This window comes from Carnobacterium gallinarum DSM 4847 (genome assembly GCF_000744375.1).
In the GTDB taxonomy this organism is placed as follows: domain Bacteria; phylum Bacillota; class Bacilli; order Lactobacillales; family Carnobacteriaceae; genus Carnobacterium; species Carnobacterium gallinarum.
Genome location: NZ_JQLU01000005.1, coordinates 1,113,463 through 1,126,750 on the forward strand (window position 1 = coordinate 1,113,463; position 13,288 = coordinate 1,126,750).

A 13,288-nucleotide genomic window follows, 5' to 3' on the forward strand; every position below is an offset into this window, starting at 1 on the left:
TATTATTCAAACCAAAGGAGCTTCCTTATGAAAAAACCAGTAACAATCATTGAAATCGCTGAAAAAAGTGGCGTTTCAGTCTCAACTGTTTCACGCGTACTCAATAATAGTCCCTCTGTTTCAGATAAAAAAAGAAAAAAAATTCAAGCAGTTATTGATGAACTTGGCTATCAACCTAGTGTTTTTGCCAGAGGAATGATTTCTAAAAAAACGAATACCTTAGCCGTCGTCGTTCCAGATATTACCAATCCTTACTTCACCTCATTAATTGTTAAAATTGAACAATACAGCAAAGAAATCGGCTACTCACTATTACTTTTCAATACAATGACAGCGGGTTCAAATAAATTTGCTGATACAGGTTTTAAAGAGGCGACGGCCTTCAAGTCAATTATCGAAAAACAAGTAGATGGCGTTTTAATCTTAGGCGGCGAGATTGATAAAGAGCAGCCTAATGAAGAGTATTTAATTGCATTAAATCAGCTAAATCAACAAATTCCGGTTGTCATTATCGGACAAAAACAAGAAAATTGTGAGTGTATTTTTGTTGAACGAGATCTGGATAAAGGCGTCACAACCTTAACGCAACATTTGTTAGCTTTAGGACATCGCAAAATTGGTTTTATTGGTGGCGAAGCAGGTGTTAAAGTGACAACTCAAAGAGTGGATGCCTTTAAAAACACGCTAACTATTTACTCAGAAGTAGATGAATCTTTGATTATTCTTAACGATTATTATGTTGAAGATGGGTATCATGGGATGCAAAAATTACTGGCAAATACAGAAAATCTGCCTACTGCTGTTGTCGCAATCAACGACACCGTAGCGATTGGCGTTTTACGAGCATTAGCTGACGCTCAATACAATTGTCCGAAAGATATTGCTGTTGCTAGCTGTGACTGTTTCCCAAATAGCGAATTTCAAATCCCTAGAATTACTACAATCGATCAACACAATGAATATCTTGGCAAGGCTTCCGTTATGAAATTAATTAGTGCTATTCAATCGGAAGATGAAAATAGCATGATTCAACATTCACCCGAATTAATTATTCGTGAATCTTGCGGAGCTAGACTAAAAGGAGCGTTACGATAACCATGAAACAACATTTAATTTGTATGGATATTGATGGTACATTGTTTGACTCTAATCAACAAATATCTGCAAATACGATCAAGCTTATTCAAAAATTACAACAAGAAGGACATCTTTTTTATGTAGCTACAGGAAGAATGTATCAGTCTGCCTATGAAACAGCACAACGGGTTAGCCCTGAAACAGCTGTTTTAGCTTCAAATGGTGGAATTTTTAATCTAGAGCAAAACGTAACAGAACATTTATTTGCCCCTGAAACTGCTCTAGCTATTTTTAAAGTTGCGAAATCGCAACGACTGCCACTATTTTTCTTTTCTAAGGATGCCGTTTATTATAGTGAATTCTTACCTGATTATTTTATTGACAAAGGCGATCAAGGACGTGTAAATAGCGGGGCTAAACAGAATTTTCATGAAATTTCAACAGAAGTCGAATTGATGAAACACATTGGTCAATTTATTAATGGAATCATTATTTCTGAAGATAATCGTGATGGCTTAGCCACAGCCAACCTAGAATTTGCCACTATTCCTAATTTGCATGTTTCATCTTCCTTCAGCAACAATATCGAACTGATGCCTGACCATGTTAATAAAGCCACGGCTATTAAAGAAATCCAAGACTATTACGGTATTTCAACTAGCGAAGTAATTGCTTTTGGTGATGGTGAAAACGATCGAGAAATGTTAGTAGCTGCAGGAACCGGAGTGGCGATGGACAATGCAACTCTAGCAATTAAAGAAATCGCAACAACCATTACAGCCTCTAACAATGAAGAAGGAATCTATCAATTTTTAAAACATTATTTTAGAAACGGAGCCTAATTATGACAAAACCAACTATGTTAAGTTATATTTATTCAGAAGAAGCACAAATGAAAGCCATTCTAGCGACATATCCAGCTAACTTTGAAGCAGCTACTGCCCTTTCCGAAACACAAGAATGGCTAGTTTTAGGAACTGGATCAAGTATTAACGCAGCTTATAGCGCCAAATATTATATTGAAAAAATGGCGGATGTACGGATGGATATTCAAGAACCCTTTAACTTCACTCATTATGAAAAAGTCTCGCCTCATATTCAGTCCGTACTAGGTATTTCCCAAAGTGGACAAAGTAGCTCAACTATTGAAGCTTTACAAAAAATAAATGCAGAACATTCACTACCAACATTAGCTGTGACTAGCCGTCCAGAAAGTGAAATCACTAAATTTACGACGAATGTATTAGATATTGGAAGTGGTCAAGAACGGGTTGGCTATGTGACTGTCGGCTTTACTGCAACTGTCTTATCTCTAATGCTATTAGGCTTACGAATTGGCGTGAAAAAAGGACTTATTTCTGCCGAACAAGAAGCTGCGGAGCTGACTACGTTTGCTCAAATGACCGAACAAATCCAATCAATAATCGATAAAACCGAAGCTTTCTTTGAATTAAATAAAGCTGATTTTAAAGCAGCGCCACGCTTTTCTGCTGTTGGGTACGGTCCTGCTGTTGGAACCGTCAAAGAAATGGAAACTAAATTCTCAGAAACGGTTCGTGTTCCCTCACAAGGTATTGAGTTAGAAGCTTTTATGCACGGTCCTTATCTAGAAGTTAATCCTGAACACCGTATCTTCTTTGTTGAGACACCAAGCCCAGTATTAACGAAAGCAACTTTACTTAAACAGTATGAGGCCAAACAAACAAGCCATGTCTTTACCCTTACAACCGAAGCTAGCACTGACTCTAAAACGTTAGGTCTAGACTATAAAATGGATGAATTGAAAGCACCTTATCTTCTCATCATCCCTTTCCAAATCTTAGCTTGGCGTATTGCAACTGAAAAAGGTATCGATTTAACCAAAAGAATCTATACTGATTTTTCACAAGCTGTTCACAGTAAAACTCAAGTACAAGATTACGTTTAAGTTAAACAAAAAAAGCCTTCTAAAATAAAATAGAAGGCTTTACATTTAAATTAAAAGCAGAGCATGTATTATTTCTTTTTATTACTATATTTTGGATGCCATGTGAAAAAACCCCATAGTAATACTAAAAATATTCCAATTCCAACTAATAGCCAATTATCACTACGCACTAATATTTTCACTAAAAAATAAAAGCCCAAACATAAAATTACAGCTGGAAGATATTCTTTCATAAACATTCATCCTTTACTAAAAAATTACAAAAAGAGCATTAATGATTTCGTTACCCACCATGCAACAGAATCGCTCATACCAACTTTTTTACACCCTGAATAAACAGCATCTTCAACAGCTCCAGTAAAATTATCAATAACACCCAAAATAGTTTCAAAACCAGCGGCACCATACATTGCTGCCTTAATATTTGCTGGAATTTTATTCCAAACAGCTCTCAATGCTTTTACTGCCCAACTTAATTTTCCTTTTTCCATTGAATCTGTTGTCAAAACATTGCCATCTTTATCAACTGCAAATCCATTTGTTAAAACAATACCACTATCTTCTATTTTTTTTAATTCTGCAATTTCTTCTACAGTTACTCCATATTGTTCTAATTCCTTAATATCAGGATTTACTTTAGAGTAATCACTTACATTTTTTTGTTCAATATTTCGAAATGAATTATCCTTAGCGTTTGCTTCAACTGATCCGTATGCCGATAAAACTAGTGGACTTAATAATACAACCAATGATCCTTTTAAAATGATATTTTTCACTTATATTCCTCCATATAATATGTAGTTATCGTTATAATTGTCAGTTTTCCGTACATTTAAATAAGAAATTATAGTTAGAAACAGTATATTTTTATTTAAAATAAAAAACACCAAAAAATTAAAATATTTTTACATTCTGATAATACCATTAATTTAAATATATGTAAATGGTTTTTTTATAAAATTAACACACTACTGATCACGGCGCATTTTATAATAAAGACAAACACCTTTCCTTCCAAGAACGAAACACGATTCAAGATAAGCACCGTGAAGGCTGGAGTAACCGCCAAATCGCTGCCTCGCAAACAATCAATAATGAAATCAAGCGTGGCTCAACGATGCAGCGCCAAAAACAAACGCAAAATGGCAAAACCTATCTTTACGACGATGATTTCATAAGAAATATCTAAAACAATTAAATCAGACTCTATAATTCTAAGTATTTTTTTGATATGATTGTTCATGAGCATATTGCCTCCCGTTTGTTTTTTTTGTCGTAAATTAATCATATAGGGGAACGATATGTTTGATAATACCTAAATAAAAAAAGGACTGATTGAATCATTTTATGATTCATCAGTCCTTTAAATTACAGAGTCGAATATTCATGACCAATCATCTTATTGAAATAAAAGTGCAAAAAACTATGGATGAAACCAGATGGTTTCATCCATAGTTCCTCTTTTTTATTTAACTTATTTTAAGCTTCTCTTTTTTGAAAAAAGAATACTTATTGCACCGAATAAAGCTAATAGCCCTATAATTAATGTTAGATAATTTGGCATTTCACCTGTTTGTGGAAATTCAGTTACATGACTTTCTGGTTTAGGTGTTGGTGTAGGAATTTGAGTTCCATTACTAGTTCCTTGATCACTATGATTTTCATTAGTATTTCCATCAACTACCAGATTTTTCGTATAAATATAAATCACGTCTTGTGCTTTATCTGTAAAAGTTCCAGTTGAATTACCTTGAATTTCTTTAAACATATAGCCTTTAATATCAAGCTGTTTGGTGGTATAATTCTCCCCAACATTCCCTGATAAAATGACATCCTTTGAAAGTGTATTCCCCTGTTCATCCTGATAACGAACCGTCACATCGGCTCCTTTTACTGCATCTTTCGTATAAACATAAATCACTTCTTGGACTTTATCCGTAAATTGACCCGTTGAATTCCCCTTTACTTCTTTGAAGGTATACCCTTTAATCCCTAATTCTTTCGACGTATAATTTTCGCCAACATTCCCTGATAAAACTTCATCTTTTGAAAGTGTATTCCCTTGTTCATCCTGATAACGAACCGTCACGTCCGCTCCTTTTACTGAATCTTTCGTATAAATATAAATCACTTCTTGAACTTGATTCGTAAACTGACCCGTTGAATTCCCTTTTACTTCTTTGAAGGTATACCCTTTAATCGTCAATTCTTTCGACGTATAATTTTCCCCAATATTTCCTGATAAAACTTCATCTTTTGAAAGTGTATTCCCCTGTTCATCCTGATAACGAACCGTCACATCCGCTCCTTTTACTGCATCCTTCGTATAAACATAAATCACTTCTTGTGCTTTATCCGTAAACTGACCTGTCACATTTCCCTTTACTTCTTTAAACGTATACCCTTTAATCACTAATTCTTTCGACGTATAATTTTCCCCAATATTCCCTGATAAAACTTCATCTTTTGAAAGTGTATTCCCCTGTTCATCCTGATAACGAACCGTCACATCAGCTCCTTTTACTGGATCTTTCGTATAAATATAAATCACTTCTTGAACTTTATCCGTAAATTGACCCGTTGAATTCCCTTTTACTTCTTTGAAGGTATACCCTTTAATCGTCAATTCTTTCGATATATAATTCTCCCCAACATTCCCTGATAAAATGACATCCTTTGAAAGTGAATTCCCTTGTTCATCCTGATAACGAACCGTTACATCGGCTCCTTTTACTGGATCTTTCGTATAAATATAAATCACTTCTTGGACTTTATCCGTAAATTGACCCGTTGAATTCCCCTTTACTTCTTTGAAGGTATACCCTTTAATCGCTAATTCTTTCGACGTATAATTTTCCCCAATATTCCCTGATAAAACTTCATCTTTTAAAAGTGTATTCCCTTGTTCATCCTGATAACGAACCGTCACATCGGCTCCTTTTATTGCATCTTTCGTATAAACATAAATCACTTCTTGTGCTTTATCCGTAAACTGACCTGTCACATTTCCCTTTACTTCTTTAAACGTATACCCTTTAATCCCTAATTCTTTCGACTTATAATTTTCCCCAATATTTCCTGATAAAATGACATCCTTTGAAAGTGTATTCCCCTGTTCATCTTGATAACGAACCGTCACGTCCGCTCCTTTTACTGGATCTTTCGTATAAATATAAATCACTTCTTGAACTTGATTCGTAAACTGACCCGTTGAATTCCCTTTTACTTCTTTGAAGGTATACCCTTTAATCGTCAATTCTTTCGACGTATAATTTTCGCCAACATTCCCTGATAAAACTTCATCTTTTGAAAGTGTATTCCCCTGTTCATCTTGATAACGAACCGTCACGTCGGCTCCTTTTACTGGATCTTTCGTGTAAACATAGATAGTTTCTTGTTGTTGATCGGTAAACCACCCAACTTTATTCCCTTTCACTTCTTTAAACGTATATCCTAGGATAGTAAGTTGTTTGGTGATATACCCTTTTCCAATATCACCACTTAAGATAGCATCTACTGCAATCTTAATGCCCTGCTCATCTTGATAGCGAACCGTTACATCGGCTCCTTTTATAGGATTTTTCGTATAAATATAGATTACTTCTTGCGCTTTGTCCGTATATTGACCATTCACATTTCCTTTTACTTCCTTGAACGTATATCCAGGAATATCCAACTTGTTCGTTGCGTAATTATCACCAACATTGCCACTAAACGTTTCATCTGTTGCAATTTGATTTCCTTGTTCATCCTGATATCGAGCTGTCACATCAGCGCCCAATACAACTTGTTTGCTATAAATAAATTTAAATTGATACTTAGGTGTTTTAGAAATAACCGTACTAGTACCTTGTTCAATTAAAATTGAATTGGGTTTACCACTAATTGGTTGACCTTTTATTGTTAACGCATACGGAGCTTCTGCGTATGTGTCCATAATATTGGATTGAGTAATATCCGTTTCAGTACCTGTTTCATTAATTAAAATAACTTTTTCTAAAGTCTGTCCTGGAATAATAACTATATCTTTATATTTTTCTACAATTAATGCATTATAAGCAAGGGGCAAACTTGCTGGTTCATCTGCTTTTATTTGATTCCCAGTTGCATCATAAAATAAAAAATTGGAGCGATACATTCTAGATTTTAATTGAATAAAAGCTTTATTTCCTACAAGTGGTTTACTTTTAAATCTAAAATTATATTTTATATAGTCTGTATCTTCAATTAATGTAGCATCCGCACTTGTTGATTCTACTTGATAAATATCTGCAAAATCTAACCTCTTCATCAAAACAGATAAGGGTATACTAGAGTCAGTCAATGAAAATGGACCTGTATATATATTAAGATTTTCAGCATAAGGAGCACGATAATACGGATCTGTCGGCATTGCTGTAATTGTAAATGTTCCTGTTATATCCGTATCAGCAAGCGGACTGGGGCTTGTTGTTAATGGCTGCTCAGTTGGAGCTACAGCATATGATGGAGTTGGAAAAATCGTCATAATTGTTAGTAATGTGACAAACAGTATTCTATACTTTTTCAAAAAAAATTCCTCTTTTCAGTTTATTAGCAAAAACTAATAAACTTATAATATTATTTTTGTACAAACTTATGTAAGATAATATACTATGGAGAATTATTTGAGTCAATTTCTATAATTTAGTAAATAGTAAACATTTTTGGGAATATACAAATTATTTTTTTATTATAAAAACTTCAAATGAATTTTATATTTTTGCTGAATGGGTTTACAAATCCACTCTTTTAAACAAACTAATCAAAAGAATTTCTATAATAAATAACAGATAATTAATGAAAACAAGAGCTATTTCTATGAGGCTTCCGACTTAAAAAAGTTGATTTTTAATTAAAAACAAAAAAACAATCTTTCATTTCCCCAATAAATAAGAATAAATTTAATTATAAAAAAATGATTTTTTTTTAACTTTTCTAAACACTTCCCTCATTTGATACACCAAATAAAACAGCTTCTCAAAAAATGGTAATCCGATTAATAAAATATAGATCCAAACTATAGCTCCTTTAAATCACTTTGCTAAACTGCAAAAAAAAGCTGTAGCAAGTTCTATAAAACACAGCAATCATAATGGAAAACTTGAAAAAATGAGTTCCTAGTGTTAATTGATTGTCCATCAGAAATTCAGTCAATGTTCTCTAACTATACTGTTTCTGAGTACTAGACGGAAACAGATTATTATTTCCGTCATTTTTTGTAACAAAAAAAGTAGGTGAGAAATTAACATTTCTCACCTACTTTTTAAAATGGGCTGTGGGGGGATCGAACCCACGACAGTCCGATTAAGAGTCGGATACTCTACCAACTGAGTTAACAGCCCAATATTCACTTGAAATACCTTATCATTCTACCACTTAGCCTTATTAAATGCAACTTCTCCAAAAGTTAGATACTTATTATGACAAACTAATATTAAAACTTTAACAAAGCTACTACATAAAACTACAGTCTATAAATAATTTAAATTCAGTGTAATCTATTTTATAAATACTGACTACACTGAATTATTAATCAAAAAATTTAAATGTTAATAGATATTAAAGTACAGTAACCATCTATTAAAGTTCCAATCATTTGGTCCAACGATGGTACGAACAGTCGATCGCACAAATTGATTATCCGGAAAATCTTTATTCATATAATAATAACCAGAACGAACTCCTGTATATATATTTTGATTATAGAATTCCTTATAGGGCAATATTTTTGCATCAGCTTCATTTGGAACAATAAACGTTGCTAATAATAATGCTGAAAAAACCAAAAAGACTATCTTTTTTTTCATATAAATAACATCTTCTTTAAATAATAATTATACAATATCAAAATGGTATACCTATAAAAAACAACATTACATCAAATATCAGTTATTAAAACCCTATTAAATTAACCGAAAAAATAAAAAAACCTCCTATCTAATTTATTTATTATACAATGGAAAATGGTATACTTAGACAATGTAATTACAAAAAGATTAAAAAAACATTAAAAAGAGATGTGTAAAAAATGATTGAATTAACTAATTTAACCATTGCTACAAACGAAGCACTGATTATTGATGCAACTATTAATTTAAAGATTCACAACATATATGGTTTAAGCGCTCCAAATGGAAGTGGAAAATCAACCTTGATGAGAGTCCTTTCTGGGCTATTAAATCAGCATTCTGGCACAGTAACCTTTTACAACGAACAAGAAAAAAAACTAAGTAACGTTCAAATAAAAAAAGATTTATTTTATTTTGAAACTAGCAATTGGCTCGATGGAAATTTAACAGGCTTAGATTATTTAAAGCTAATCAATGCTCTCTGGGAGGGAGAAAAAGACTCCATCAATCAAGTGATTCATTTCTGGGGAATGGAACATTATATAACGAAACCGATAAAAAAATACTCCTTAGGAATGAAACAAAAAGTCTTACTAAGCCTCTATACAGTCAGTAATACTCGTTATTGGATTTTAGATGAACCCACCTTAGCTTTAGATAAAGCTAGCGTCACATTGTTAACACGTTACATTGATGATGCACGAAATAGCGGTAAGATGGTGCTATTTTCATCTCATGCAGGAGATGAACTATTTAGTAGTTGTGATACTTTATTAGCTATTGAAGATAGAAAATTAATCTTAACTGGAGGGAACTAAATTTGACTAATTATTGGTTGTTTTTATTGAAACTCACTACACGAAAAAAATTAAATTTTATTCCAGTTGCTATTCTTATTCTTTCAACCTTATTTTTAGTAACGATGAATACAAGGGCTTCCACTAATGCTGGATTTAAAAATGACATAACTTCCTATAATAAGCTCCTTGAAGAACTTATTGATAAATATGAAAGTTATGATAAAATTTCAACAGATAAAATCTATCTGGAACAGATTGCTATAGAGAAAAAACGATTAGCAACCATTATTACGCTAAATAAAAAATCGATTGAATTGGCAGAAAAAAATGATTGGAAAGCTGCTTTAACACTACAATTAAAAGTAATTGATGAGATGGATATTAAAAAAATAGAAGATAAAGATCAATATGTACCAGTTGGATATCCAAAATTTGTGTTTGGGAAAAAAGCAACCTATCAGTATCTAATCAAAAACAATCTAAAACCAAATATATTAACTATCGAAAATCAAGGTTTTCCCTATCTTTTTCGAGCAATAGATGTTTTATTTCCTGTCCTCGTGGTATTATGCATCATCACTCTTTTAACCAATTTATTTACCGAGAATTTTAAACAAGGAATGAACCTTGATAATCTATTTCCTCTAAAAAAGCAACGCCTATTAGCAAGTAAACTAACTTTCGGTGTTCTAGTAGCAAGTATAGTTTATGCCATAACTTTACTCATTTCCTTTGCTTCTGCCACCCTAATAAGTGGCTCCAATTCACCAAGTTATCCTGCTGTTTTAAATACACCCAGCTATACAGATATCCGACCAATTGGTGCTTTAATGCTTGAAGGCTTATTTCTGCAATTTTTATGTATCATCTTTTTAGTGCTATTTGTCTACATTATTGCCCAATTGACTAAAAATAAAGTCGCAACCTTATTTATAAGCATCTTTATCTTGTGTGGCTTAACATTGACTCTCGCTAAAATACAACCTCTAGCTTCTATATTGCATGGAATTCCCATCACTTATTTTAATACAATCGCTGTATTATTACGGGATATTTCCTTTGAAACTGGAAATGCAAATGTGACCTTAATCTCTGGAACTATCACATTAACGGTCTCTATCTTAATTGAGTTAGCTATTGTGACTTTGTTAAATTATAAACGTAGTAACTATAAAGAGAATAAACTAGCCTATTAAAATAACATTCATTGGGGGACTACAATTTGACTAAATATTGGTTATTTTTATATAAAACTACTATCCGCAATAAATTTAATTTTATCCCTATTGCCATTCTTATCCTTTTAACAATCGCTTTACTATGGCTGAATGCAACGCTAACTGCTAGCAATGGCTTTATCCCTATGATACGTATGCAAAATGCCGACAATAAAAATTCATTTAGTGACAATAAAGAAGTAAATCTGATGATACAAGAACAAATCGCTAGTAACGAGCGAGTGATTGAATTAGCCGAAAAAAATGATTGGAAAGCCGCTTTAACCTTACAACTAAAAGTACTTGAGGAGACAGATATCAAACTAGTTGAAAATGAAAGCCAACCTGTGCCAATTGAGTTAAAAAAAAGTATTCTAGGAAAAAAAGCAATCTATCAATATTTAGTAAAAAACAATCTAAAACTAGATACGTTAGAAAGGGAAACTCAAGGATTTCCCTTTGTCTTCAGAGTTATCGCTAGTCTCTTTCCGTCCGTTGTCATCCTATGTATCATTGCACTTCTAACTAATTTATTTACAGAAAATTTTAAACAAGGGATTAACTTAGATGATCTATTTCCTCTAAAAAAGCAATATCTACTGACAAGTAAACTAGGTTTTGGGATTTTAGCAGCCAGCACAGTTTATGCAATAATCTTACTGATTTCCTTTGTTTCTGCCACAATTATAAATGGATCCAATTCACTGAATTATCCCGCTCTCTTAAACACTCCTAGCTTCATTGATATCCGACCAATCGGTTCTTTAATAGCTGAAGCTCTATTCCTACAATTTTTATGTATCATCTTTTTAGTTTTATTTGTTTATATCCTTGCACAATTAACGAAAAATAAAGTCGCAACCTTATTTATCAGCGTATTTATTATCTGCGGCTTAGTATTAACCGTAACGAAAGTGCAACCTTTAGCCTTTATAGCTCATAGAATCCCATTTGTTTATTTTAATACAATTGATATCTTGCTACAGAATTCTTCCTATATAACAAATAATCCAAAGGTCACATGGATTACTGGAATTACTACATTATTGATTTCTATTTTAGCTGAATTAATTATTGTTATTTTATTAAATTATAAACCCAGAAACAAGAAGATTCCTTTATTTGAAAGATAACTCAATAAAAAAATAATTGCTTTTTTCAACCTTTATACAAACTCAGAGCGTGAAACAAAATTGATTTTTTGTCTCACGCTCTCCTTACATGCTTTGTTATTTCACAGCTTTTCTAACGCTATCTGCTACAATATCTGATACGCCTGGTGTAAACACATCTGGCATAATATAATCAACATTTAATTGTTCATCTGTTACGACACTAGCAATTCCTTGTGCTGCGGCAATCTGCATTTCCACTGTAATATCATTCGCACGTGCATCTAACGCACCACGGAAAATCCCTGGGAAAGCCAAAACATTATTGATTTGGTTAGGGAAATCACTACGCCCTGTTCCAACAATATAAGCACCACCGGCTTTGGCTTCATCTGGGAAGATTTCTGGTGTTGGATTTGCCATTGCGAAGATCATTGGTTTGTCGTTCATATGCTGAATCCACTCTTTTTTCAAGACTCCTGGAGCTGAAACGCCTACAAAGACATCCGCTCCTTTTAGCGCATCTTCCAGTGTTCCAGTTCGGTGTTCTAGATTCGTTACTTTAGCAATCGCTGCATGATGCGCAGGAAGATTAGGATCTGTTTCTGAGATAATCCCCGTTTTATCAACAATCGTTACATGTTTCACGCCTGCTGCTAGGAACATTTTGCTAATCGCTGTTCCTGCCGCACCGCCACCGTTTACTACTGCTTGAATTTCATCTATTTTTTTGCCTGTCAAACGCAAGCCATTGTACAATGCTGCTAATACAATAATCGCTGTTCCATGTTGATCGTCATGAAATACAGGAATATCTAACATTTTCTTTAATCGTTCCTCAATTTCAAAACAGCGTGGAGCACTGATATCTTCCAGATTAATCCCACCAAATGAAGGGGCAATCGCAGCAATATGAGAAATAATTTCTTCTACATCTTGAGTAGCCAACGAAATCGGCACCGCATTAACATTAGCAAATCGTTTGAATAACGCTGCTTTTCCTTCCATTACTGGGATTGCTGCTTCTGGTCCAATATTCCCTAAGCCTAAAACTGCCGAACCATCCGTCACTACCGCTACCATATTGCGTTTAGTTGTATAATCATACACTTTTTCTGGATTCTCAGCGATTGCTGTACAAACTGCTGCTACTCCTGGTGTATAAGCAATACTCAAATCTTCCATCGTTTCAATTGGAACCGTTGGGATTATCTCTAATTTTCCGCCTTTTTCCTTGCTGATTGCTAGCGCTTTTGCTTTTACATCTGTCATCTGATCCATTCTC

The 13,288-nt window shown here is 33.4% G+C and carries 12 protein-coding genes, 1 tRNA gene and 1 pseudogene; 7 read left to right on the forward strand and 7 right to left on the reverse strand.

What is annotated here, in order from left to right:
* Positions 1-27: 27 nt before the first annotated feature.
* Genes BR43_RS10030 through BR43_RS10040 form a run of 3 tightly spaced genes read left to right on the forward strand, consistent with a single transcriptional unit; the run spans position 28 to position 3,004 of the window.
* Positions 28-1,095: a LacI family DNA-binding transcriptional regulator gene (locus BR43_RS10030; protein WP_034561659.1), complete on the forward strand. Its 1,068-nt coding sequence runs from the start codon at positions 28-30 to the stop codon at positions 1,093-1,095.
* Positions 1,096-1,097: 2 nt separating this feature from the next.
* Positions 1,098-1,919 carry a Cof-type HAD-IIB family hydrolase gene (locus tag BR43_RS10035; RefSeq protein ID WP_034561661.1) on the forward strand — a complete coding sequence of 274 codons (822 nt, stop codon included), beginning with the start codon at positions 1,098-1,100 and terminating at the stop codon, positions 1,917-1,919.
* Between the two features lie 2 nt (positions 1,920-1,921).
* Entirely contained in the window at positions 1,922-3,004 is a 1,083-nt protein-coding gene (locus BR43_RS10040; protein ID WP_034561663.1) for an SIS domain-containing protein, read from the forward strand.
* Positions 3,005-3,072: 68 nt separating this feature from the next.
* On the opposite strand, the gene BR43_RS19915 is transcribed toward BR43_RS10040, so the two are convergent.
* The gene (locus tag BR43_RS19915) at positions 3,073-3,237 is read right to left on the reverse strand and encodes a hypothetical protein (protein ID WP_157463996.1); all 165 of its coding nucleotides are present in this window, start codon (positions 3,235-3,237) and stop codon (positions 3,073-3,075) included.
* A gap of 24 nt (positions 3,238-3,261) precedes the next feature.
* Entirely contained in the window at positions 3,262-3,780 is a 519-nt protein-coding gene (locus BR43_RS19140) for a hypothetical protein (protein ID WP_051933906.1), read from the reverse strand.
* A 233-nt stretch (positions 3,781-4,013) separates the two neighbouring features.
* Here BR43_RS19140 and BR43_RS20730 point away from each other — a divergent pair.
* Positions 4,014-4,103 (forward strand): annotated as a pseudogene (locus BR43_RS20730) (helix-turn-helix domain-containing protein); the annotation flags it as partial.
* A gap of 12 nt (positions 4,104-4,115) precedes the next feature.
* On the opposite strand, the gene BR43_RS20615 reads toward BR43_RS20730, so the two are convergent.
* From BR43_RS20615 to BR43_RS10060, 4 genes are all read right to left on the reverse strand, one after another.
* Positions 4,116-4,247: a hypothetical protein gene (locus BR43_RS20615; RefSeq protein WP_281173965.1), complete on the reverse strand. Its 132-nt coding sequence runs from the start codon at positions 4,245-4,247 to the stop codon at positions 4,116-4,118.
* A gap of 231 nt (positions 4,248-4,478) precedes the next feature.
* A complete protein-coding gene (locus BR43_RS10050) occupies positions 4,479-7,553 on the reverse strand; it encodes a MucBP domain-containing protein (RefSeq protein WP_051933907.1) in 3,075 nt (1,024 codons plus the stop codon).
* Positions 7,554-8,294: 741 nt separating this feature from the next.
* Positions 8,295-8,367: transfer RNA gene (locus BR43_RS10055), tRNA-Lys, on the reverse strand.
* Between the two features lie 207 nt (positions 8,368-8,574).
* Positions 8,575-8,832, reverse strand: coding sequence for a hypothetical protein (locus BR43_RS10060; protein ID WP_051933908.1), 258 nt, complete (start codon positions 8,830-8,832; stop codon positions 8,575-8,577).
* 221 nt (positions 8,833-9,053) lie between these two features.
* Between BR43_RS10060 and BR43_RS10065 the strand changes: the two genes are divergently transcribed.
* From BR43_RS10065 to BR43_RS10075, 3 genes are read left to right on the forward strand one after another with little or no spacing between them, the layout of a single operon-like run.
* The gene (locus tag BR43_RS10065; RefSeq protein WP_034561665.1) at positions 9,054-9,692 is read left to right on the forward strand and encodes an ABC transporter ATP-binding protein; all 639 of its coding nucleotides are present in this window, start codon (positions 9,054-9,056) and stop codon (positions 9,690-9,692) included.
* 2 nt (positions 9,693-9,694) lie between these two features.
* Positions 9,695-10,870 carry an ABC transporter permease gene (locus BR43_RS10070; protein ID WP_034561667.1) on the forward strand — a complete coding sequence of 392 codons (1,176 nt, stop codon included), beginning with the start codon at positions 9,695-9,697 and terminating at the stop codon, positions 10,868-10,870.
* A gap of 26 nt (positions 10,871-10,896) precedes the next feature.
* On the forward strand, positions 10,897-12,024 hold the full coding sequence (locus BR43_RS10075; RefSeq protein ID WP_034561669.1) for a hypothetical protein: 1,128 nt from the start codon (positions 10,897-10,899) through the stop codon (positions 12,022-12,024).
* Positions 12,025-12,120: 96 nt separating this feature from the next.
* Here BR43_RS10075 and BR43_RS10080 read toward each other — a convergent pair whose 3' ends face one another.
* On the reverse strand, positions 12,121-13,275 hold the full coding sequence (locus tag BR43_RS10080) for an NAD(P)-dependent malic enzyme (protein WP_034561672.1): 1,155 nt from the start codon (positions 13,273-13,275) through the stop codon (positions 12,121-12,123).
* Positions 13,276-13,288: the final 13 nt, after the last annotated feature.

Coding starts and splice junctions, on each gene's coding strand:
- BR43_RS10030 (WP_034561659.1), top strand. CDS start 28: ATGAAAAAACCAGTAACAATCATTGAAATCGCTGAAAAAAGTGGCGTT.
- BR43_RS10035 (WP_034561661.1), top strand. CDS start 1,098: ATGAAACAACATTTAATTTGTATGGATATTGATGGTACATTGTTTGAC.
- BR43_RS10040 (WP_034561663.1), top strand. CDS start 1,922: ATGACAAAACCAACTATGTTAAGTTATATTTATTCAGAAGAAGCACAA.
- BR43_RS19915 (WP_157463996.1), bottom strand. CDS start 3,237: ATGAAAGAATATCTTCCAGCTGTAATTTTATGTTTGGGCTTTTATTTT.
- BR43_RS20615 (WP_281173965.1), bottom strand. CDS start 4,247: ATGAACAATCATATCAAAAAAATACTTAGAATTATAGAGTCTGATTTA.
- BR43_RS10060 (WP_051933908.1), bottom strand. CDS start 8,832: ATGAAAAAAAAGATAGTCTTTTTGGTTTTTTCAGCATTATTATTAGCA.
- BR43_RS10065 (WP_034561665.1), top strand. CDS start 9,054: ATGATTGAATTAACTAATTTAACCATTGCTACAAACGAAGCACTGATT.
- BR43_RS10080 (WP_034561672.1), bottom strand. CDS start 13,275: ATGACAGATGTAAAAGCAAAAGCGCTAGCAATCAGCAAGGAAAAAGGC.